Origin of the sequence: Actinomyces weissii, assembly GCF_016598775.1 — a bacterium.
Taxonomy (GTDB): domain Bacteria; phylum Actinomycetota; class Actinomycetes; order Actinomycetales; family Actinomycetaceae; genus Actinomyces; species Actinomyces weissii.
This window is the reverse complement of record NZ_CP066802.1, coordinates 1,460,053-1,481,549: the sequence shown is the minus strand read 5'-3', so window position 1 is coordinate 1,481,549 and position 21,497 is coordinate 1,460,053. Positions and strand designations below refer to the sequence as shown.

Below are 21,497 nucleotides of genomic sequence, written 5' to 3'. Positions count from 1 at the left end.
ACAGGCCGCAGGCCCTCTGACCGCTGTGCCAGATCCGCCTGGAGCGCCAGAGCGCACGGGTTCCGACCAGGCTGGCGCCGTCGGCCTGCAGGAGGCTACTGTCATGCAACCGATGCTGTTAGGGGCTGTTAGGGGGGCGGATGGGGCCTGGGGGACTACGTTGGCTGCTGTTTCGGATCTGGGCCCCGGAAGGGGTGTCTAGGGCGCTGTCCAGCGCAACAGCCACGGCGTTGTCGCTGCTCCTGTTCGACAGGACGCGCTCGGCCCTGGTCCTGTCTTCAGTCGTTGGCTTCTCAATGCTGTCCTCGATCTACGTGTCGCCTCTGCTGGGCGGGTTCGTGGACCACTTCCAGAAACGTCACGTCCTGATGGTCTGCAGCCTCGCGCAGGCGGTACTGGTCGTCCTGCTAGGGATATCGGTGGCCTCTGCGGTTCCGGGCTACGTGGTGCTGTTCGCGGTGGTCGTGCTTGCCGGAGCGATCGACTCCGTCCTGGCTATCACGCTGCAAGCGGTGATCGCTGATCTGGCGGAAGACGGGACGCTTGTGCAGGCCAACGCCTTCGTGTCGCTTGTCCAGGGGGCGCCAGTGGTCCTGGGGCCGGCGATAGGTGCCGCGCTCTACTCAGTCACCTCCTTCACCTTCATAGTCGTGCTCGACCTCCTGTCCTTCCTGATGGCTGCGCTGGCTGCGATCCAGGTGCCGCTGGCACCTGCCGTAAAGGGTGGCGAGAGGTGGTTCAGGCTGCCGTTCTCCGGGGCTAGAACAGGATTGAGGGTGCTGCTCGGGAACGCGGACATGCGTTCCTCGCAGCTGCTGTACAGCCTGTCCAACTTTGGCAACGGCCTGCCTGCGGGACTGCTGCCGGTCTACGTGCTGCTTGTCTCGAACAGCTCGACGACGGCGCTCGGGGCCTTCGGAGTGGCTTCAGCGCTGGGCGCGGTAGCGTCAGCGCTGCTGCTGGGAGCTGTCAGGGTGCCAGGTAGACGTTTCGTGCTCGTCGTTGCCGGGCTCGGGCTGGCTGCGCTGCTGGGGCGGCTGCCGCTGGTGCTGGTGTCCTCCGTGGCAGCTGTCGTGGTCGTCGGATTCCTGCGGTCCTTCTGCTTAGGGGCCTCCAACTCGCCCTTGCTGGCCATCTGGCAGCGCGCCACCCCCAAGGAGGTCCGGGGGCAGGTGTTCGGCGCCCGCAGGCTCCTCGCCCAAGCTCCCTACCCGCTCGCGGTGTGGCTGGGTGGCTTGCTGGCGGAGAGTGCGGCTCCCTCCTCACAGGCCTCGCAGCTGCACGCTGTGGTGGCGCTGATCCTGGTGGGAGTGGTTATCGAGCTGGTCAGTGTCGTGGTTCTGCTGCTCACGGGCTGTCTTGCGCGGCTGGAGCAGACCGGCGGTGAACAGGTCCCCGCCGGGAGCCGGTAGTCAGCGGTGGCGGAGACGACGTCTCCTTCCTGGCCCACGCCCGGCTGACGGCGCCGGGGCCACCTGGCACGGGCGTGGGGCGGGCGCACGCCGTCGAGCGGTTTCCGGCTGCGTGGGGCGGCCTCCTATGCTGAGTGCACTCGTTCCTGCCAACCAGGTACGGACCACGACTAAATCAGGAGAACCACGGTGGCAAAGACCCCCTCCAAGCTCGACAGCGTCATCAACCTCGCCAAGCGGCGCGGCTTCGTGTTCCCCTGCGGGGAGATCTACGGCGGCACCCGCTCCGCCTGGGACTACGGGCCCCTGGGCGTGGAGCTCAAGGAGAACATCAAGAAGCAGTGGTGGCAGCACATGGTCCGCTCGCGCGACGACGTCGTGGGCCTGGACTCCTCTGTCATCCTGCCGCGTGACGTGTGGGTGGCCTCCGGGCACGTGGGCGCCTTCACCGACCCGCTGGTGGAGTCCCTGCACACCCACAAGCGCTACCGCGCCGACCAGCTGATCGAGGAGTACGCCGAGCGCAAGGGCCTGGACCCCGCCACCGTGCAGCTCGCCGACGTGCCGGACCCGGTCACCGGCCAGCCCGGCTCCTGGACCGAGCCGCGCGAGTTCTCCGGTCTGCTCAAGACCTACCTGGGCCCGGTAGACGACGAGTCCGGGCTGCACTACCTGCGCCCTGAGACCGCCCAGGGCATCTTCGTGAACTTCGCCAACGTGATGAGCGTGGCCCGCAAGAAGCCGCCCTTCGGCATCGGGCAGGTGGGCAAGTCCTTCCGCAACGAGATCACCCCCGGCAACTTCATCTTCCGCACCCGCGAGTTCGAGCAGATGGAGCTGGAGTTCTTCTGCGAGCCGGGCACCGACGAGGAGTGGCACCAGTACTGGATCGACTACCGCAAGGCCTGGTACGTGGACCTGGGCATCGCGGAGGAGAACCTGCGCATGTACGAGCACCCGCAGGAGAAGCTCTCCCACTACTCCAAGCGCACCGTGGACCTGGAGTACCGCTTCGGCTTCCAGGGCGGCGAGTGGGGCGAGCTGGAGGGAATCGCCAACCGCACCGACTTTGACCTGTCCACCCACGCCCAGCACTCCGGCAAGGACCTGTCGTTCTTCGACCAGACCAGGAACGAGCGCTGGGTGCCTTACGTGATCGAGCCCTCGGCGGGCCTGACCCGCTCCCTGATGGCCTTCCTGGTGGAGGCCTACACCGAGGATGAGGCCCCCAACACCAAGGGCGGCACCGACACCCGCGTGCTGCTCAGGCTGGACCCGCGCCTGGCCCCGGTCAAGGCCGCCGTCCTGCCGCTGAGCCGCAAGGAGGAGCTGACCGGCCCCGCCAAGGAGCTGGCCGCCCGTCTGCGCCGCAGCTGGAACGTGGACTACGACGACGCCGGCGCGGTGGGCCGCCGCTACCGCCGTCAGGACGAGATCGGCACGCCCCTGTGCATCACCTACGACTTCGAGTCGCCGCAGGACGGTGCGGTCACGGTGCGTGAGCGCGACACCATGGCCCAGGAGCGCATCCCGCTGGAGGGCGTGGAGCGCTACCTGGCCGAGCGCCTGGTGGGCTGCTGAGCCTCCCGTCTCCCGGGCCCGGCCGCGTCCCTGTCCTGACCGCCTTTGCCGGTCCTTACCGGTCTCGTGAGCCATATGTCCCGGTCTCGCGAGACCGGGACATCGGTACCGCGAGACCGGGACATATGGACCACGAGTTCGGTCCGCTGACTGCGCAACTGGGCGACACCAGGTGCCCCGCCGTCGAAAGGCAGCGGGGCACCTGTGCATCATGAAGGCGTGAGCACTGACCTGGAACCGGAGCCCCAGCACGACGACGCCCGTCCCGCCCGCCGTCACCGGCGTGCCTCCGAGCCTGCCGCGGCCCCTGAGCAGCAGCCGGAACACACAGGGAGCGCAGGGCGTGCAGAGCAGCCGGGGCGCGCCGCGCTCACAGAGCACACGGGGCAAGAGCACACAGCGCGCAGGCGGCACTCCCACTCTCACGCTCATGCCCACGCCCACTCCGGCCCCCTGGACCTGGGCGAGTCCGAGCGCCGCCGGGTGCGGGCGCTGCTGGCCGCCATCGTGGTACCGCTGGTGGCTGCCACCTTGATCGGCCTGGTGGTGCTGTGGCCGGGGCGCAGCTCCCTGATCGGCTCCCAGCCCTTCCTCGCGGCGGACTCCTCCACCGCCACCGCCACCGTGACCTCCACAGACGTAGGCCCTTGCAAGGACGCGGCGGCACAGCTGGGTGCGGTGGTCAACGAGGCGCTGCTTACGGACGCCGTCTGCGCCCGCATCACCTCCGGGGAGGGGCAGGGCCTGGTGATGCCGGTGCACGTGCCCGCTGAGTCCCGGGACAGCGCGCAGGTGGGGGTGGGGCTGCGGGTCGCCTACTCGCCGGCCGCCGTCGCCTCCGGCACCCCCTACGTCTTTATCGACTACGCCCGGCAGCTGCCGGTACTGGCCCTGAGCCTGGTCTACCTGCTGCTGGTGGTCGCCGTCGCCGGCAGGAAGGGGGTGGCTTCCGTGCTGGGTCTGGTGCTTTCCACCGGGGTGCTCGTGGTGTTCATGATCCCGGCGCTGCTGGCGGACCGCTCACCGCTGGCGGTGACCCTGGTGGGGGCCAGCGCCATGATGCTGCTGGCGGTGTACGTGGCCCACGGCGTCTCGGTGCGCACCACTACGGCGCTGCTGGGCACCCTGGCGGGGGTTGGCGTCACGGTGCTGCTGTCCCTGTGGGGTGTGGAGGCGGCACACCTCACGGGCGCCAATGAGGAGGCCGGGCTGGCGCTGCGCAGCCTGGTGGAGGGCCTGGACCTGCGGGCGCTGCTGACCTGCGGCATGGTGGTGGCGGGCCTGGGGGTGCTCAACGACGTCACCATCACCCAGGCCTCCGCGGTGTGGGAGCTGCACGCCGCCAACCCGGCCCTGGGCTGGGGGCGCCTGTTCACGGGTGGTATGCGGATCGGCCGGGACCATATCGCCTCCACGGTCTACACCATGGCCTTCGCCTACGCGGGCACCGCCCTGCCCCTGATCCTGGCGGCCTCCCTGATGGACCGGTCGGTGGTGGATACGGTGCTGTCGGGGGAGATCGCTGAGGAGGTGGTGCGTACCTTGGTGTCCTCCATCGGCCTGGTACTGGCTATCCCGGCGACGACGCTGATCGCGGCCCTCCTGTGCCGCACCACTCCGGTGCTGGAGGAGGACGGCCAGGACTGGGAGGCGCAGGCGGGCGAGGCCTTGCCTGAGGCGGAGCCTGCCTGAGACGGCTCCCGACCGTGAGGGAGCCTGCTGGAGTCGGAGTCGGCCTGCGACGGTTCCTGTTCGCGGGGGAGCCTGCCGGAGTTCTGCCTAAGACAGAGCCCGGCCGGGGCGGCTCCCGACCGGGCTGAGCCTGCCGGAGCTGCCGGGTGCGCTCAGCCGCCGGAGACGTCGGACTCGGCGTCCAGCAGCAGCAGCCGCTGTGCCTCACTGAGAGTGGGGGAGTCGAGCCAGCCCTCCGGCAGGTGCGGGCGCTTGGGGGTGCCTGCCCGTCCCCGGGGACCCTCCACCCGCTCACCGGGGTAGGGGACCTGCTGCGGCAGGCGGGCCCGCACGGCGGCCAGGGCCTCGTCCAGACCCGCCAGGGAGCTGACGTGCATCAGCTCGTCGCGCGAGCGCCCGCCCACCGGGTAGCCCTTCAGGTACCAGCCCACGTGCTTACGCAGGTCGCGCACGCCCCGGTCCTCGCCCATCTCGGCGGACAGCAGGCGTGCGTGCTCCTTGATGACGGCGATCACCTGGTCCAGGTCGGGGTGGGTGCGGGCGCTGCTGCCGTGGAAGGCGGAGACGATGTCCGCGAAGAGCCAGGGGCGTCCTTGGCAGCCGCGGCCGACCACGACGCCGTCAGCACCGGTCTGACGCATCATGCGCAGGGCGTCGTCGCCGGTCCAGATGTCACCGTTGCCGAGCACGGGCAGGCGTGTGCTCTCCTTGAGCCGGGCGATGGCCTCCCAGTCGGCCTGCCCGGCGTAGTGCTGGCGGGCGGTGCGCCCGTGCAGGGCGATCGCGGCCACGCCCGCGTTCTGCGCGGCCCGGGCCACGTCCAGGTAGGTCAGGTGCTCCTCGTCCACGCCTAGGCGGGTCTTTACCGTCACGGGCACGGGGAAGGGGCGGCCGACGGCGGTGGCCGCGGCCTCGGCGGCCCGTACGGTCTCGCGCAGGATCGCTGCCATGAGATCGCGCTTCCAAGGCAGGGCGGCGCCACCGCCCTTGCGGGTGACCTTGGGGGCCGGGCAGCCGAAGTTCAGGTCGATGTGGTCCGCCAGGTCCTGCTCCACGAGGATCCGCACAGCCTTGGCGGCGATGCTGGGGTCCACCCCGTAGAGCTGGATGGAGCGGATCCGCTCGGCCGGGTCGGTACGCACCATGCCCAGGGTCTTCTCGTTGCCTTCCACCAGGGCCCGGGTGGTGACCATCTCGGTCACGTACAGTCCTGCCGGGGCGCTCAGGCCCGTGGTGGTGAGTATGGGGCCGGGGCTATCCGGGCGGAGCCCCTCTGGCAGGGAGGACTCCCCGTAGAGACGGCACAGGCGCCGGAAGGAGGCGTTGGTGACCCCGGCCATAGGGGCCAGCTCCACGGGCGTGGCGATGCTCAGGGGCCCGATCTGTAACGGCGGGAACAGGCTGGGAGCGGCAGACGGCGGTGTCTGGGCGGCGTCGCTGTCGGTGGCTGGTGCGTGGCAGGAGGAGGGCACCCGCACATGCTCGCACAAGAAGGTTGGTATCTGACCGGTGCAGGTTGCTCCTCTTAGTGGTTCGAGACACGTAGGCTTTACCCATGCCTTCCTGGTCCCTGCCTGACGCCGTCCCTGCCCGCCCCTGGTCGCCTGACAGGAGCGGGAGCCCTGAGATGATCGATGATCCGACCCAGGAGATGCCTGCCCTGGTGTGGGCGCCGCTGCGCCCGGCCGCGGCGGAGCGCCCGGAGGACCGTACCCTAGACGGTTGCACCAGGCTGCCGGGGCTGGAGGACCCGGATGACTCTGCGGAGACGGCGGAGTCTGCCCCGGAGACTGCGGACCCGGCTGAGTGGGCGGCCGTGGATGTCGTGAAGCCGGAGAGCGCAGACGTGGTTGCGTCTCAGCCGGTAGTAGCCGCAGGTCCGGAGGAGGCGGCAGAGCCGGAGCTGTCCTCCGAGCTGACAGCGGGCTTGGATGAGCCGGGGCCGGACGCCGTGGACGCCTTCGCTACTGGCCGGGACGACCAGTCCCCTGCGGAGGGGTCGGAGGACACGGCGCCTTCTGCGTCCTCCCCAGCCTTGGCGGTCCCGGAGGGGGAGAGGGCGCAGGCCGCGCCCGTGGAGAGCGTTTTCGGGGTGGAGGGGCTTGATCCGGAGCAGATCGAGGCCCAGTCAGCCCGCGGGGACACCATTCCGGTGCTTGTGGTGGTGCCGCCGGAGGTGCTGGCCTACCAGGCGGAGACCGAGCAGCAGGGGGGAGAGGCTCCTTCCTGGTGCACGGGCGGGTGGCATGCTGCTCCTGCTCCTGGGGCCAGCCCGGCGCCTGTGGGGTACTCCCCGGACTGGGCCTGCCAGGTGGGTGCGGCCACGGCTGACGAGCCCGATGAGGTCTCGGATCAGGGTGTGGAGCCGGTGGCCTCCGGCTTTGGGAGTCCCGCTGGCAGCCCGGACAGCGCCGTGCAGGCGGAGGCTGACGAGCCGTCCTTGCCACCAGCGGAGCAGCTGAGCGGCACTTCATACGGCGTTCTCGTGCAGGAGGCTGCGGGCGAGGCGGGCAGTGAGCGCCAGGTGCCTGATCTGGCTAACTTGAGCCCTACTGAGTACGGCTATGTGCTGGCTCTGCCGCCGGAGCCGGAGTCCGGCGCACCTGCGCGGGAGAATGGCGTGGCTGCGCCGGAGGACGACGAGCAGGCGCTGGAGACTGAGGCTGGGATGCTGTCCGATGAGGCACAGGCAGAGGCAGAGGCAGAGGCAGAGGCGGGGAGCGGTGGCTCTGGGCCTGAGCCTGGTGAGCCGGATGCGGAGGCTGCTGCCTTCGAGCTGGCACCCGAGCCGGAGCTGGAGGTCGGGTCGGAGCCCGGTGAGCCGCAGCCTGCACCGGAGCCAGTCGCTGAGCCTGAGGAGGCGGAGGAGACCGCACCGGAGGCGGAGCCTGTACCTGAGTCCGAGTCGCTGGCAGAGCGGGAGGCTGCTGCCTTCGAGCTGGCGCCTGACCCTGTGGTGGAGGCGGAGTCTGAGCAGGCCATTGCATCTGAGGAGGAGCCCGCGCTAGAGCCTGAGGTGGCGTTCGATAAGGCAGAGGCGGAGTCCGGTGGCTCCAAGCTTGAGGTTGTGTCGGGTGAGCCAGATGTGGAGGCTGCTGCCTTCGAGCTGGCGCCTGAGCCCGCAGTGGAGACTGACCCGGAACTCGATGAGCCGGAGGAGGGACCTGCGGGGGAGGCTGAGCCGGAGCCCGTCACTGCGCCCGAGGAGGCGGCTGGAACCGTGCCAGAGTCGGAGCCTGCCCTGGAGTCCGAGGCGCTAGCAGAGACGCAGGAGGAAGCGGCACGGACCACGGATCTGCAGCCGGACTCGGCCCCAGAAACCGCCCCGGAGCTTCCGTACGCCCCCGAGTCCGAGCCTGCTCCAGAGCCCAAGCCTGCCCTGGAGCCTGAGTCTGACACCGTCCCGGAGACAGCCCCGCAGGTGCCGGAGGCTGCCGCTGCTGCCGCCGGTGCCGCTGCTGCGGTTGCCGCTGCCGCCCTGCCCAGCCCGCGCACCGCGCCCCGCAGCCGCTCGGAGCGTCCCCGTTCCGTGCTGGTCACGGGCGCCTCCCGGGGGATCGGCCGTGCGGTGGCCCAGGCGATGCTGGAGGCCGGTGAGCACGTCGTCGGCCTGTCCCGCAGCGGTGAGGTCCCGGAGGGGGCGCTCGGCCTGGCCACCGACGTCACCGACGAGACCTCCCTGGCTGAGGCCGTCGCCCGGGCGGAGGCCGAGTACGGCCCTGTGGAGGTGCTGGTGGCCTGCGCCGGGATCGCGCGCGACTCCCTGGCGGCCCGGACCTCGGACGCCACCTGGGAGGCCATGCTGGACACCGACCTCACCGGTGTGTTCCGTACCGTGCGTGCCGTACTGCCGCAGATGATGCGGGCCCGCTCGGGCCGCATAGTGCTGGTCTCCTCCGTGGTCGCCTCGCGGGGCGGGGTGGGGCAGGTGGCCTACGGCGCCGCCAAGGCCGGGGTGGAGGGCCTGGTGCGCTCCCTGGCACGCGAGCTCGCCCCCCGTGGCATCACGGTCAACGCGGTGGCCCCAGGCTTCGTGGCCACGGACATGACCAGCTCCTTGCCCACCGTGGTGCGGGAGGCGCACGTGGCGGCCACCCCGATCGGACGCATGGCCACCGCCCAGGAGGTCGCCGCCCCCGTGGTGTTCCTGGCCTCCCCGGCGGCCTCCTACATCACCGGCACCGTCCTGCCCGTGGACGGTGGCCTGGGCATGGGACGCTAGAGGTATGAGCCCCCAGGACCCCGCCCCCCAGCCTGCCGCGGCTGCTGGCACCCAGTCAGGGACAGCTCCCGTCTACCTGGTCACCGGGGTCCTGCGACCCAGCTCCGTCGCTACCGCCGTCGCCCGCCTGGCCCAGCGCGGCGGGGACCGGGTGCTGCTGACCGCTCCGCCCGCCACCGCCCGGCTCACGACGGCGCAGGCCCGGCGCCTGGGGGTCACGGAACCTGTGCTCAGCTGGGACGCGGCCGACCCGGGCTCCGGCGATCAGCTGCGCGAACAGCTCCAGGCGCGGGGCGTGACACGGCTGGACGGCGTGCTGCACGCCGTCGCCCACGCCGACGCCAGTCTGCTGGGCAGCCTCCTGCCCGGTGCGCAGCCGCTGGAGACCGCCACCCGGGCCCGGCTCCTGGAACAGGCCTTCACGGTGTCTGCTGCCAGCCTGGTGGCCCTGGCGGAGGGCCTGCGCAGCCTGCTGGGACCGGGCGGGAGCCTGGTGGCCCTGACCTTCGACACGGGCCACGTGCACCAGGGCTACGGCTGGATGGGGCCCTTGAAGGCCGCCCTGGAGTCCGCGGTGCGCGGCCTGGCGGTTGAGCTGGGGCCCAGCGGCGTCCAGGTGAACGCGGTCTCCCTGGGGCCGCTCAGTACCCCGGCCGCGCAGGCGATCCCCGGGTTCCCCCAGCTGGCTGAGGACTGGGCCGGACGGGCTCCCCAGGGCTGGGACCCTGCCGACCCTGCCGCGGCCGCCCGCACCGTGCTCGCCCTGCTGTCCGGGGCGCTGCCTGGGGTCACCGGACAGGTGCTGCCCTGCGACGGCGGAGGCACGCTGAGCCTCGGCTGAGTCGGAGCCGCCCACCTCCTTGCCGTAACCTGATTACGTGACCCTAAGAACCCTTGTCCTCGTGCGCCACTCCAAGGCCTCCCATGACGCGCCGAGCGACATCGACCGCCCCTTGACCAAGCGGGGCCGGGAGATGGCTGAGGCCCTTGCCCAGGAGCTGGCGCACCGGGTGGGCAGCCTGGACCTGCTGCTGGTCTCGCCGGCGGCCCGGGCGAGCCAGACCGCTGCCCCTCTAGCCGCCCACCTGGCCCCGGAGGAGACGCGGGTGGAGCCCGCCATCTACGAGACCGGTCCCGGTGGCGTCCTGGACCTCATCAACACGGTTCCGGAGACGGCCAGCGCCGTCGCGGTGGTGGGGCACGAGCCCACCATCTCCTCCCTGGCCCGTCTGCTGCACGACGCCGACGACGCCCAGGCCGCGGAGATCTCCTTCGGGGTCCCCACCGCCACCGCCGTCGTGATCGAGGTGTCCAGCACCTGGGCGCAGCTGCAGATCGGGTCCGCCCGCATCCGGGAGGTATTCACCACCCGCCGCTGAGAGGTCTCAGGTACAAGCGACGGCGCACCAGGCAGGCGGGGGTACTAGCCGCCGGGGTACTCCGGGGAACGCCAGGGGCTGCCAGTGGCTGCTGGGGCTTGTGGGCACCTGCCTGAGCCGCGGCCTGCCCAGCAGGCGAGCACCGGCCTAGAACAGCTCCAGGACCGCCCGCAGGTCGCGGACGTTGACGCTGGCGGGTGCCTGCTCCCGCACCACCGGCTTGGCGCAGAAGGCCACCCCCAGACCGGCGGCCGCGATCATGGCGAGGTCGTTGGCGCCGTCACCCACAGCCACGGTGCGTGCCATAGGCACCTGGCGCTGCGCGGCCCAGGCCCGCAGGCAGCGGAGCTTCTCGGTGCCGTCCACCACCCGCCCCAGCACCCGGCCGGTGAGGTGGCCGTCCTGGACCTCCAGGCGGTTGGCAGCCACGTGGTCTATGCCCAGATCCTGCGCCAGGGGGACCGCCACCTCCTCGAAGCCGCCCGAGACCACCCCCACCAGGCAGCCGCGCTGGTGCAGGGCCGCGATCAGCTCCGGTGCTCCGGTGGTGGGCACCACCTGTGCCCGCACCTCCTCCAGCACCTGGACGGGCAGTCCCCGGAGAGTGGCCACCCGCTCCCGCAGGGAGCTGGCGAAGTCCAGCTCGCCGCGCATGGCCCGCTCCGTCACCTCCGCCACCAGGTCGCGGGTGCCAGCGTGCTCGGCGATCAGCTCAATGACCTCCTGCTCGATCAGGGTGGAGTCAATGTCCATGACCAGCAGCCCGGGCCCCTGCGTGGTCAGGGGCCCGCTGGTCAGGGCCCCGGTGGTGCGGGGGGTGGCGGGGGCGGCGCCCAGAGACTCAGTGGCCATAGACAGAGCGTAGCGGGAGCCGAGGCGGCCCCCGCTACGCAGGTCCTGGATGCTCCCGCCCGGGGCGGGGCACCTGGGGCTCAGCTGGTGACCACCTGGCCCTTGGCCACCACGGTGATGCCGGACTCGGTGACGGTGAAGCCGCGCGCCCGGTCGTGCTCGTGGTCGATACCAACCATCGCGCCTTCCTCCACACGCACGTACTTGTCCAGGATGGCGCGGTTGACCACCGTGTTGCGGCCCACCATGACGCCGTCCATCAGCACCGACTCGCGGACCGAGGACCAGGAGTTGACCCGGACCTGGGGGGAGAGCACCGAGGAGATGACCTCACCGCCGGAGACGATTACCCCGGGGGAGACGATCGAGTCGATGGCGTGCCCCAGCCGCTCGTGGTAGCCGTAGACGAACTTGGCCGGCGGCATGGAGTTGGTGTAGCCCGCGAACAGCGGCCAGCTGGAGTTGTAGAGGTTGAACACGGGGTTGACGCTGATGAGGTCCAGGTGGGCCTCGTAGAAGGCGTCCACGGTACCCACGTCCCGCCAGTAGTCGCGGTCGCGGTCCGAGGCACCAGGGATGTCGTTGTCCTTGAAGTCGTAGACCCCGGCAGCCTGCTGCGACACGAACCAGGGCACGATGTTGCCGCCCATGTCGTGCTTGGACTCCTCGATGCTCGCGTCCACCGTAACGGCCTCCAGGAGCGCGTCGGCGTTCATGATGTAGTTGCCCATGGAGGCGAGCACCTCGTCAGGGGAGTCGGGCAGTCCCGGCGTCTCCTTGGGCTTCTCCACGAAGGCCTTGATACGGCCCGGGTCGCCCGGGTCGGTCTCGATGATGCCGAACTGGTCAGCCAGGGAGCGCGGCTGGCGGATACCCGCCACCGTCAGGGGCAGTCCCGAGGCGATGTGGTGCTCCAGCATCTGGGAGAAGTCCATGCGGTAGATGTTGTCCGCCCCGGTGATGACGACGTAGTCGGGCCGCTCGTCGTCGAGCAGGTTCAGGGACTGGAAGATCGCGTCCGCGCTGCCCAGGAACCAGTGCTTGCCCACGCGCTGCTGGGCCGGGACCGGGGCGATGTAGTTGCCCAGCATGTCTGACATGCGCCAGGTCTTGGAGATGTGCCGGTCCAGCGAGTGGGACTTGTACTGGGTGAGCACCACGACCTTCAGGAAACCTGAGTTGATCATGTTTGACAGGGAGAAGTCGATCAGCCTGTAGATACCCCCGAAAGGCACTGCAGGCTTGGCGCGGTCGACGGTCAAAGGCATAAGCCGTTTGCCTTCACCGCCTGCGAGAATGATTGCCAGGACGCGTGGAGAAGCCATGGTCATACCCTACTTTGGGCAGGGGTTCCTGGGAGGCCAAATGAGGCAGGTCCGGGCGGTTAGCAGGGCCTGCCTGCGCACTGGCAGGAGCCCTCAGCAGAGGTACAGTCCTGAACGGCCTCGCAGGCCCAGGAGCCTACAGGTGGCCGGGCCGGTACGTGCCGCTGCCCGCCCAGGCCGGGGCGCTGGGCGGGCAGCGGCAGGGCGTGCCTCAGAACGAGGGAACGAGTATCTCCACGCGGCGGTTGAGCTGGCGCCCGGCGGGGTTGTCTGAGCCGTCAGCATTGGTGTTGGGCGCAACCGGCCTGGTCTCCCCGTACCCGGTGACGGTCAGGCTCGTGGTGGCGCCGTTGGCCTGCAGCTGGCTGGCCACGGCCTGGGCGCGCTGCTCAGACAGGGTCTGGTTGTAGGCGTCGTCCGCCAGGGAGTCAGTGTGTCCCACGACCTGGGCCTGGGGTGCCTGGGCCTCGTTGAGCACGGTGGTCAGGTTGCGTAGGACCTCCTGGGCCTCGGGGCGCAGCTGGTAGGAGTCAAAGTCGAACAGCAGGGAGGAGTCCAGGCTTATGACGGTGCCGCAGGACTCCACCGGGCTGAAGGCCGCCATCTTCGGCAGTGAGCCGATGTCACCGACAGCTGCCAGGGGGTCCATCTGGACACCGGACACGCCGTTGACGGTGCCGGTGCCGTCCCCGTAGTTGACGATCGTGATCCCGGGGGCGGTGTAGGTGCCAGAGCCGTCTCCGTAGTTGGTGATGGAGACCCCCGCGCCTGAGGTGTAGGTGCCTGAGCCGCCGCCGTAGACCGTGATCGTCTCAGTGGTCTGGCTGTTGGAGTAGGTGCCCGCGCCGCCGCCGTAGACGACCACGGAGCGGGTCTGGTCGGTGTAGTTGCCCGAACCGTCCCCGTACAGGACCGCTGACACGGTGGGGCTGGTGTAGCTTCCCGACCCGTCCCCGTAGCTCACGACCGTGGCCGCGCCGTCGGTGTAGGTGCCCGCCCCGTCGCCGTAGTTGACGATGGTCCTAGAGCTGTCCTGGTAGGTGCCTGAGCCGTCGCCCCCGAGGACGGTCGTTGACGAGCCTGTGGTGATCACCCCGGCGCTGTCACAGCGGGCCGGGCCGACGGTGACGCCGGGCACGGAGGTCAGTGGGCTGGTGAGGCTGGTGGGGAAGGCTCCCCGGTCAGCGGTCAGGGTCCCTAGGTCCGGGACGGTGAACAGGGGGACGGGCGGGATCTGCCCGTAGGCGTAGCCGGGCACGGTGGGTCCGGGGGCGTTGGCGGTGCCCGCGCTGGTGGCACCTGTGCCCTGCGCGGGACCAGCGGCTGTGGCGGACGCCTTGGCAGCGGGTTGGCTGGCCGGGGCGCTGGGCGCGGGTTGGCTGAACGGGGTGCTGGCGGAGCAGGCACTCAGGGCCAGGGAGCTGGCGCCTAGCGCTGCCGCAGCGCTGAGGGCGGTGAGTGTGGTGCGCATGTCAGGGCCTACTTCCTGTAGGGCTCGACGTCGGTGTTGTGGCCGTGGTCGTGGACTACTGGCGGGGTGGTGCCTCCCCAGTAGATGTCGGCGTTGCCTGCCCGGGCCTCAATGGTGATGGTCTTGACGTTGCAGGCGTAGACGGTGGCGTTCTGGCCGGACACGACGATGTGGTCCACCTTGTTCACGGCGACCTCGTTGTTGGTTGACAGCACCGTGAGCTGCTCCAGGTCGTTCTGGATCCAGAGCTCCTCGTGGTTCTGGTTGAGTATGTAGTGGGGGCCAGGCGCGGTCACGGGGGAGCTGCCCTCAGCCTCCTGGGCCAGCCAGGGGCAGGTGGCTTCCGGGGCGCTTTGCCCCTCAGCACTGGGGGCGCCGCCGGGGGCTGGTGGCTGGACGGGTGGCTGGACGCTGGGCGCGGTTGCCCCTCCTGGTGCACCGTTGGCGGTGGCGTCCTCCGCGGCGTGTGCCGCGGTGCCCTGCGTAGGGGCGTCTGCCTGAGGGCTGGCTGCGGCGGGGCTGGGATCGTCCTTGGCGGTCAGCCTGACCTCGCAGGCGGCGGTGGCCGTCAGGCTGAGGGCTGCAGCCAGGGCGGCAGCCAGACGTAGGGTGCGGGTGGTCAGGCTCATGGTGACTCCTGTTTCTCGGTGGCGCTGAGAGCTTGGCCGGAGGTGCTTGGGCCGGGTTTGCTGTGTGACCTGTGTTACTAGGAGTCTATTTGCCGGGGTGTCGCCCCCGGGTCGCCCGGCTGTCGCAGTTACGCGACATCATCAGCGCTGGTGCGGGGGCCGCTGACCGGCAGGGTGAGCCACACCCTGGTGCCCACGGTCTCGCGCGAGCTCATGCCCAACAGGCCGCAGTGCCTCTCGGCGATGGTGCGGGCCAGGGCCAGGCCCAGTCCTGAGCCGGGCAGGCCGCAGGCGTTGGAGGCCCTGCCCAGCTCCCGGAAGACCGTCTCTATCTCCGCTGGGGGCACGCCTATGCCGGTGTCGGCGACCTCAATGGTCACCAGGCCCTGGTCCTCACGACCGCGTACCTCGACCACGCCACCGGGCGGGGTGTACTTCACGGCGTTGGAGACCAGGTTGTAGATCGCCGAGTACAGCAGGTCACCGTCACCACGCACGTGGGGCAGGGGCCAGGGGACCTGGGGCAGGTCCAGGCGGACGTGGGCCCGGCCCCCGTGGGCCTGCGCCTCCTGGGTGACGGCCTCGACGGCGTCGGTGACGGTCTCGGCCAGGTCCACGTCCTCAACTGACAGCGGCGCGGTCTCCAGGTCGGCGAGCTTACGCAGGTCGGTCAGCAGCCTGCTCATGCGGCGGGACTGGGACTCGATGACCTCCAGGTTGGTGGCGATGGCGCCAGGGGCGTTGCTGGCGGCGTCGGCGGCTGCCGCGCGCACGGCGGTGAGGGGGTTCTTGAGCTCGTGGTCCAGGCGCCGCAGGAACTGGCGGTGGTGGTCGCGTGCCTGCTGGTGCAGCTCCTCGCGGAGGCGGGCCTGGGAGCGCAGGGCACGCAGGTGCAGGGCGTACAGGCCGGCCCCTGCGGACCAGGCCAGCCCTCCAGCCACCAGCACCACCTGCCACAGGGAGGAGCGCAGCGTGAGCTCAAGCCCGCTGGCGCCCTGGTACAGGGCCAGGGCCGCTAGGCCAACCAGCACCAGGGTGCCCGCCCCCGACAGCACCGCGTGGCGGCTGGGGGCGGGCAGGCGCTGGCCGCGTGGGGGAGCGGGAGCGCTCATGCGTGTACCTGCGCGCGGAAGCGGTAGCCCACGGAGGGCACGGTCTCAATGTAGGTGGGGGCGGAGGCGTCGTCACCGAGCACCTGGCGGATCTCCCGCACCCGGTGGTCCACGGCCCGGGTGGAGGAGGCGAAGTCGATGCCCCACAGGGACGACAGCAGCGCCTCCCGGGTGTGCAGCTCGCCGGGGTGGCTCATGAGGTAGTCCAGCAGAGTGACCGCCTTGGGCGTCAGGCTCAGCTCACGGCCCGCCAGCTCCACCCGCCGGGCGGTCCGGTCCAGCACCAGGTCCCCGGCCACCAGGCGGGTGGCTGCCGTCAGAGGCTGGGTCATGCCCTGGGTACGGCGCAGCACGGCGCGGATACGTGAGGTCAGCTCGGCGGGGTCGAAAGGCTTGGACAGGTAGTCGTCCGCACCGTCGTCCAGGGCGGAGACACGCTCGTAGGAGGCGTCAAGCTGGGTGAGCATGATGACCGGGGTCCAGGTGCCTCCCGCCCGCAGGCGGCGCACCAGCTCGCGCCCGTCCATGCGGGGCATGAGCACGTCGGTGACCACTATGTCGATGTCGTAGCCGGAGAGCAGGTCCAGGGCCTCCAGGCCGTCGCTGGCCAGCAGCACCCGGTAGCCGCTGCGCTCCAGGTAGGGGCCTAGGGAGCCGCGGATCGGCGCCTCGTCGTCCACCAGCAGCACGGTTCCAGCCGGGGTGGCCCCTAGGGATCGGGCAGGCGCGGGCATACGGGTGTCCTTCCTGGGCGTATGCGCTCTGAATCTACACGCCGGGGCCCCCTCCCGCCCCGGTTTCAGAGACGGTCCCGGGGAGCGCGGCAGGCCGGGGCGAATGGGGAAGTATGGGGTTGACATCTCAGGAACAAAACGGGGAGCGCGGCAGGCCGGGGCGGGTGGGGTCCCAAAGCGCGGCCAGGGGGCGGTCCACACGCTAGAGTCGTTCCTGACGGTGCCTGTAGCCGTCGGCGCGGGGCGGGAGCGGACCTTAACTGCGTGCGGTTGGTGCCACGTGCGTGACGTGCGTAGTGAGGAGACGGTTGTGAGGGTCGACCTGCTGACCAAGGAGTACCCGCCTTTCATCTACGGGGGCGCCGGGGTGCACGTAGACGAGCTGGCCAGGGTGCTGCGGCCCCTGGCCGACGTGCGCGTGCACGCCTTCGGTGGGCCCCGGCAGGACGCCGAGCCCGGCGTCACCGGCTACCCGGAGCTGGCTGAGCTGGAGGGGGCCAACGCCGCGCTGCGCACCTTCGGGGTGGACCTGGAGATCGCGGCGGGCTGCGAGGGGGCCGACATCGTCCACTCGCACACCTGGTACGCGAACCTGGCCGGGCACCTGGCCTCCCTGCTGCACGGTGCCCCGCACGTGCTCTCCGCCCACTCCCTGGAGCCTCTGCGCCCCTGGAAGGCCGAGCAGCTGGGTGGCGGCTACGCCCTGTCCTCCTGGGCCGAGCGCACCGCCTACGAGTCAGCGGCAGCGATCATCGCCGTTTCCAACGGGATGCGTGAGGACATCCTGCGCTGCTACCCCAAGGTGGAGCCGGAGCGCGTCAAGGTGGTGCACAACGGTATCGACCTGGACTCCTGGGTGCGCCCCCAGGGGGAGCAAGAGCTGGCTGCGGCCGCCGCCACCCTGGCCCGCCTGGGCATTGACCCGCAGCGGCCCACGGTCGTGTTCGTCGGCCGGATCACCCGCCAGAAGGGCCTGCCGCACCTGCTGCGCGCCCTGGAGCAGCTGCCCCAGCAGGTGCAGGTGGTCCTGTGCGCCGGCGCCCCGGACACCCCGGAGATCAAGGCTGAGGTGGAGGCCCTGGTGGCTGGCCTGCGCGAGAAGCGCACCGGCGTGGTCGGGATCGAGGAGATGCTGCCCCGCCCGGAGCTGATCGCGGTGCTGGCCGCGGCGGACGTGTTCGTCTGCCCCTCCGTGTACGAGCCCCTGGGGATCGTGAACCTGGAGGCCATGGCCGTGGGGCTGCCGGTGGTGGGCTCAGCCACCGGCGGGATCCCGGACGTGGTCGTGGACGGGCAGACGGGTCTGCTGGTGCCTATCGACCAGGTGCAGGACGGCACCGGCACCCCCAAGGACCCGGCCCGTTTCGAGGCGGACCTGGCTGAGCGCCTGACGGCCTTGGTCATGGACCGGGAGCGGGCCGCCGCGATGGGGGCGGCTGCGCGCCAGCGGGTGGAGGAGCACTTCTCCTGGGAGGCGATCGCCCAGCGCACCATGGCGGTCTACGACTGGGTCCTGAGCCGGGGCTGAGGCTGCCGCACGGACGCCGTTAGCAGACGGACTCCAGATGACGGGCTGGCTAGCGTCCTGGCGGCGCGTCCCCCGGCGTCGGCTGCCTGCCGCAGGGGCCCCGCCGCACCTGGGCGCGGCAGCGGGAGGACTCAGCGCGCCCACCAGTCCGTGGCGGCCATGACCCCCTGCCTGGCGGTGTCCAGCAGGGGACGCAGCACCTGGGCACGGCTGCTGGCCTGGGCGGCGGTGCTGGCGGCGCCGTCGTCCTGCAGGGCCAGCTCGCACAGCGCAGACAGCCGTAGCGAGCGCTCCAGCAGGTCCCGGTCGCGCGCGCCAAGGCCCGGGGGCACCAGCGACGGGGGCAGCACCGCCGTTACGACGTCGTTGAGGCGGTCCGCCAGCTCCGGCCGCTCCCGGGCCAGGTCCAGGGCCACCAGGGCGTCAACCGCCTCGTTCAGGGCCGCCTGCACCTGTCTACGAGCTTGGCCTGCGGACAGCTGCGGCACCGGGGCCACCAGCTCCTCCACCAGCCAGGTGGTCGAGGTGCCTACAGCGCACGGCACCAGCAGCAGCGACTCGTTGCTGCTGGTGAGCAGCACCGCCTGGCCCGCTGCCATGGCCGCCGGGCTGGCCACCACCGGGGCGGCGGGGGAGGGCAGCAGGGCCACGGCGCGGCGCAGCGGACGCAGCCCCGGCAGCAGCTCGGCCAGCGGCAGGCTCGTGCCGGAGGGCAGGCGCACGTCGTGGGCGCCGTCGGGCCCCTGCAGCACGTCCAGGCCCCGGGAGGAGGGGCAGGAGGCCCACAGGGCCAGCAGCACGGCGACAGGCGGCTCGGTAGGTGACAGCGGGACCATGCCCCTGACGATACTGGGGCGGTACAGGGGGCACACGCGCCCGGCACGCCGGGCCGGGGCCCCCGGCAGCGGCTACGCTGGTGCCATGACCAACGTGCTGAGCCTGGAAGACGTGTGCCTGAAGCGAGGCGCCGTGCAGATCCTCGACCATGTCAGCTGGGAGGTGTCCGAGGGCCAGCACTGGGTGATGCTGGGACCCAACGGGGCGGGCAAGACCACCATCGCCCGGATCGCCGCCGCCCGTCTGTTCCCCTCCTCCGGCACGGTGAGCATCCTGGGGGAGCGCCTCGGGAAGGTGGACCTGGGGGAGCTGCGCCCCCGCATCGGGATCTCCTCCTCCGCCCTGGCTTCGCATATCAGCGCGGGAGAACGGGTCATGGACCTGGTACTGTCCGCTTCCTACGGGACCATCGGGGTGTGGCGCCAGGAGTTCGAGTCCCTGGACACCGACCGGGCGGAGGCGCTGCTGGAGGCCCTGGGCATCAGCGCCCTGGCGGAGCGCCGCTGGGACCAGCTGTCCACCGGTGAGCGCAAGCGGGTGGCTATCGCCCGGGCCCTTATGCCGGACCCTGAGCTGCTGGTCCTGGACGAGCCCGCCTCAGGGCTGGACGTGGCTGGCCGGGAGGAGCTGCTGGCGGCAGTCACCGAGATCCTGGGCGGCAAGGGGGCCCCCACGATCGTGCTGGTTACCCACCACCTGGAGGAGATCCCCCTGGGCTTCACCCACGCCCTGGCGCTGCGTGAGGGCAAGGTGCTGGCTAGCGGACCGGTCTCCGAGGCCATCACCTCACAGACCATGTCCGAGACCTTCGGGCTGCCCCTGGAGGTCAGCCAGGACCGGGGGCGGTTCACCGCCCGCCTGGCCTGACCTGGGCAGGCGAACCTCGCCGGGGCGGGTGGCACGGCCCACCCTCCACCTGTAGGAGGAGTCCCGGGCCCGGAGCCGCGTTGATAGGATCAGGGCGTTCGCTCGTCACGGTGACGAGCCTGTGTCGGAAGGACTCTGATGGCTTGGCTCTTGTGGCTCGCAGCGGGGCTGGTCCTCGCCGTCGTCGAGACCCTGACCGTGGACCTGACCTTCCTGATGCTCGCTGGCGGGGCCCTGGGCGGTTCCCTGACCGCGCTGCTGGGTGGTCCGGTGTGGCTCCAGGTGCTGGTGGCCGCGGTCGTATCCGCCCTGCTCCTGGTAGCAGTGCGCCCCTGGGCGCGGCGCCGTATCCAACGCACCACGCCGAATATGAAGACCAACGCGGCGGCCCTGGTAGGCCGTGGGGCCACCGCCCTGACCGCGGTGGACGCCCGCGGGGGGCGGGTACAGCTGGGCGGTGAGGAGTGGAGCGCCCGCCTCGCCCCGGAGCTGGCCGCTGCCGGGAGGGTCTGCGAGACCGGGGCCTCCCTGCAGGTCGTGGAGATCGACGGCGCCGTGGCCGTCGTCGCCCCTAAGGCACCGCACCTGGCGGCCCCGCAGCAGTAGGCAGCCGCGGCCACGGGCAGCCCCCTACCGGCTGCCGGGCCTCAAACAAGCAGCTTTCACAACGATCTAGAAAGGCAGAAACATGCCCAGTATTGAGACGATCCTGGCAGCGGTACTGCTCCTGTTCCTCGTCTTCGTGGTGGTCTCCCTGCTGCGGGCCGTGCGGATCGTGCCCCAGAGCTACGCGATCATCGTGGAGCGCCTGGGGAAGTTCCAGGCCGAGTTCGGTGCCGGGATGCACATCCTGGTGCCTTTCGTCGACCGGGTGCGTGCCACCGTGGACCTGCGTGAGCAGGTGGTGTCCTTCCCGCCCCAGCCGGTTATCACCTCAGACAACCTGGTGGTCTCTATCGACTCGGTCATCTACTACCAGGTCACTGAGCCCAAGCGGGCCACCTACGAGATCTCCAACTACCTGCAGGCCATCGAGCAGCTGACCATCACCACGCTGCGTAACGTGATCGGCTCCATGGAGCTGGAGGAGACCCTCACCAGCCGGGACCAGATCAACGGCCAGCTCCGGGGCGTGCTGGACCAGGCCACCGGCCGCTGGGGCATCCGCGTGAGCAACGTCGAGCTCAAGTCCATTGACCCGCCCGCCTCCATCCAGGGCGCCATGGAGCAGCAGATGCGCGCGGAGCGTGACAAGCGTGCCGCCGTCCTGACGGCTGAGGGTGTCAAGCAGTCCCAGATCCTTACGGCTGAGGGTGACAAGCAGTCCGCCATCCTGCGCGCGGAGGGCCAGGCCCAGTCCGCGATCCTCAAGGCCCAGGGTGAGTCCAAGGCCATCCTGGCGGTCTTTGACGCCATCCACCGCGGCAACGCCGACCCCAAGCTGCTCGCCTACCAGTACCTGCAGACCCTGCCCAAGATCGCCAACGGCTCCTCCTCCAAGATGTGGATCGTGCCCACCGAGTTCACGGCCGCCCTGGACGGCATCGCCGCGGCGCTGGGTGGCCAGGGTGCCAAGGCCCCCGGCGGCTCGGCCGCCTTCAGCGGACAGGCCCAGGACGTGCAGGTGGACCTGTCCGGTATGGACACCACCGCCCTGGAGGTGCCGGAGGACCTGGCCCGCACCCGTCTGGAGAGCCCCCGTGAGGCGCTGGCACAGGCCCGCCAGGAGGCCGACGCCGCCTCCGACGAGGCCGAGTACGGCAGCGTCGGCTACCCGCAGCCCGGCTCCGAGCAGCTGCCGCCCCCGGTGCCCCCGCAGCGCTGAGCCCACCCCGGCTCTGAGCGAACCGAGCCCC

Annotated in this window: 18 protein-coding genes; 10 read left to right on the top strand and 8 right to left on the bottom strand. The window is 70.8% G+C overall.

The genetic code is table 11. The annotated features are described in order from the left end of the window. The first annotated feature begins 140 nt into the window (after positions 1-140). From JG540_RS06080 to JG540_RS06070, 3 genes are all read left to right on the top strand, one after another. Positions 141-1,412 carry an MFS transporter gene (locus tag JG540_RS06080; RefSeq protein WP_234042705.1) on the top strand — a complete coding sequence of 424 codons (1,272 nt, stop codon included), beginning with the start codon at positions 141-143 and terminating at the stop codon, positions 1,410-1,412. Between the two features lie 189 nt (positions 1,413-1,601). Then, the gene (locus tag JG540_RS06075; protein ID WP_200274755.1) at positions 1,602-2,993 is read left to right on the top strand and encodes a glycine--tRNA ligase; all 1,392 of its coding nucleotides are present in this window, start codon (positions 1,602-1,604) and stop codon (positions 2,991-2,993) included. Positions 2,994-3,446: 453 nt separating this feature from the next. Further along, complete coding sequence (locus tag JG540_RS06070; protein ID WP_234042981.1) at positions 3,447-4,685, top strand: YibE/F family protein; 1,239 nt, start codon at positions 3,447-3,449, stop codon at positions 4,683-4,685. 152 nt (positions 4,686-4,837) lie between these two features. Here the strand turns inward: JG540_RS06070 and dusB are convergent, their stop codons facing one another. Beyond that, positions 4,838-6,085, bottom strand: a complete 1,248-nt coding sequence (gene dusB / locus JG540_RS06065) for a tRNA dihydrouridine synthase DusB (RefSeq protein ID WP_407648354.1) — start codon at positions 6,083-6,085, stop codon at positions 4,838-4,840. 155 nt (positions 6,086-6,240) lie between these two features. On the opposite strand from dusB, the gene JG540_RS10740 reads away from it, so the two are divergent. The 3 genes from JG540_RS10740 to JG540_RS06050 all read left to right on the top strand — a co-directional run bounded on the left by JG540_RS10740 (position 6,241) and on the right by JG540_RS06050 (position 10,286). Then, on the top strand, positions 6,241-8,907 hold the full coding sequence (locus JG540_RS10740; RefSeq protein ID WP_456048977.1) for an SDR family oxidoreductase: 2,667 nt from the start codon (positions 6,241-6,243) through the stop codon (positions 8,905-8,907). 4 nt (positions 8,908-8,911) lie between these two features. Continuing rightward, positions 8,912-9,748: an SDR family oxidoreductase gene (locus JG540_RS06055; protein ID WP_200274754.1), complete on the top strand. Its 837-nt coding sequence runs from the start codon at positions 8,912-8,914 to the stop codon at positions 9,746-9,748. A 61-nt stretch (positions 9,749-9,809) separates the two neighbouring features. After that, positions 9,810-10,286, top strand: a complete 477-nt coding sequence (locus JG540_RS06050; protein WP_234042704.1) for a SixA phosphatase family protein — start codon at positions 9,810-9,812, stop codon at positions 10,284-10,286. Positions 10,287-10,433: 147 nt separating this feature from the next. Here JG540_RS06050 and serB read toward each other — a convergent pair whose 3' ends face one another. The 6 genes from serB to JG540_RS06020 all read right to left on the bottom strand — a co-directional run bounded on the left by serB (position 10,434) and on the right by JG540_RS06020 (position 16,409). Then, entirely contained in the window at positions 10,434-11,138 is a 705-nt protein-coding gene (gene serB / locus JG540_RS06045) for a phosphoserine phosphatase SerB (RefSeq protein ID WP_200274752.1), read from the bottom strand. Positions 11,139-11,218: 80 nt separating this feature from the next. Beyond that, positions 11,219-12,463: a glucose-1-phosphate adenylyltransferase gene (gene glgC / locus JG540_RS06040; protein ID WP_200274751.1), complete on the bottom strand. Its 1,245-nt coding sequence runs from the start codon at positions 12,461-12,463 to the stop codon at positions 11,219-11,221. Positions 12,464-12,674: 211 nt separating this feature from the next. Then, complete coding sequence (locus tag JG540_RS06035) at positions 12,675-13,934, bottom strand: OmpA family protein (protein WP_200274750.1); 1,260 nt, start codon at positions 13,932-13,934, stop codon at positions 12,675-12,677. A gap of 8 nt (positions 13,935-13,942) precedes the next feature. Beyond that, the gene (locus tag JG540_RS06030; protein WP_200274749.1) at positions 13,943-14,563 is read right to left on the bottom strand and encodes a hypothetical protein; all 621 of its coding nucleotides are present in this window, start codon (positions 14,561-14,563) and stop codon (positions 13,943-13,945) included. Between the two features lie 128 nt (positions 14,564-14,691). After that, a complete protein-coding gene (locus tag JG540_RS06025) occupies positions 14,692-15,675 on the bottom strand; it encodes a sensor histidine kinase (RefSeq protein ID WP_200274748.1) in 984 nt (327 codons plus the stop codon). After that, positions 15,672-16,409: a response regulator transcription factor gene (locus JG540_RS06020; RefSeq protein WP_200274747.1), complete on the bottom strand. Its 738-nt coding sequence runs from the start codon at positions 16,407-16,409 to the stop codon at positions 15,672-15,674. The genes JG540_RS06025 and JG540_RS06020 overlap by 4 nt, the downstream gene beginning before the upstream one ends. Positions 16,410-16,719: 310 nt before the next feature. Here JG540_RS06020 and glgA point away from each other — a divergent pair, with 310 nt between their 5' ends. After that, positions 16,720-17,937: a glycogen synthase gene (gene glgA, locus JG540_RS06015; protein ID WP_200274746.1), complete on the top strand. Its 1,218-nt coding sequence runs from the start codon at positions 16,720-16,722 to the stop codon at positions 17,935-17,937. Positions 17,938-18,068: 131 nt separating this feature from the next. Here the strand turns inward: glgA and JG540_RS06010 are convergent, their stop codons facing one another. Then, positions 18,069-18,773 carry a hypothetical protein gene (locus JG540_RS06010; protein WP_325132678.1) on the bottom strand — a complete coding sequence of 235 codons (705 nt, stop codon included), beginning with the start codon at positions 18,771-18,773 and terminating at the stop codon, positions 18,069-18,071. Between the two features lie 85 nt (positions 18,774-18,858). Here JG540_RS06010 and JG540_RS06005 point away from each other — a divergent pair, with 85 nt between their 5' ends. The 3 genes from JG540_RS06005 (at position 18,859) to JG540_RS05995 (ending at position 21,466) form a co-directional block, all read left to right on the top strand. Continuing rightward, on the top strand, positions 18,859-19,641 hold the full coding sequence (locus tag JG540_RS06005) for an ABC transporter ATP-binding protein (RefSeq protein WP_200274745.1): 783 nt from the start codon (positions 18,859-18,861) through the stop codon (positions 19,639-19,641). A gap of 138 nt (positions 19,642-19,779) precedes the next feature. Continuing rightward, the gene (locus tag JG540_RS06000) at positions 19,780-20,247 is read left to right on the top strand and encodes an NfeD family protein (RefSeq protein WP_200274744.1); all 468 of its coding nucleotides are present in this window, start codon (positions 19,780-19,782) and stop codon (positions 20,245-20,247) included. Between the two features lie 82 nt (positions 20,248-20,329). After that, positions 20,330-21,466, top strand: coding sequence for an SPFH domain-containing protein (locus tag JG540_RS05995; RefSeq protein WP_200274743.1), 1,137 nt, complete (start codon positions 20,330-20,332; stop codon positions 21,464-21,466). Positions 21,467-21,497 lie beyond the last annotated feature (31 nt).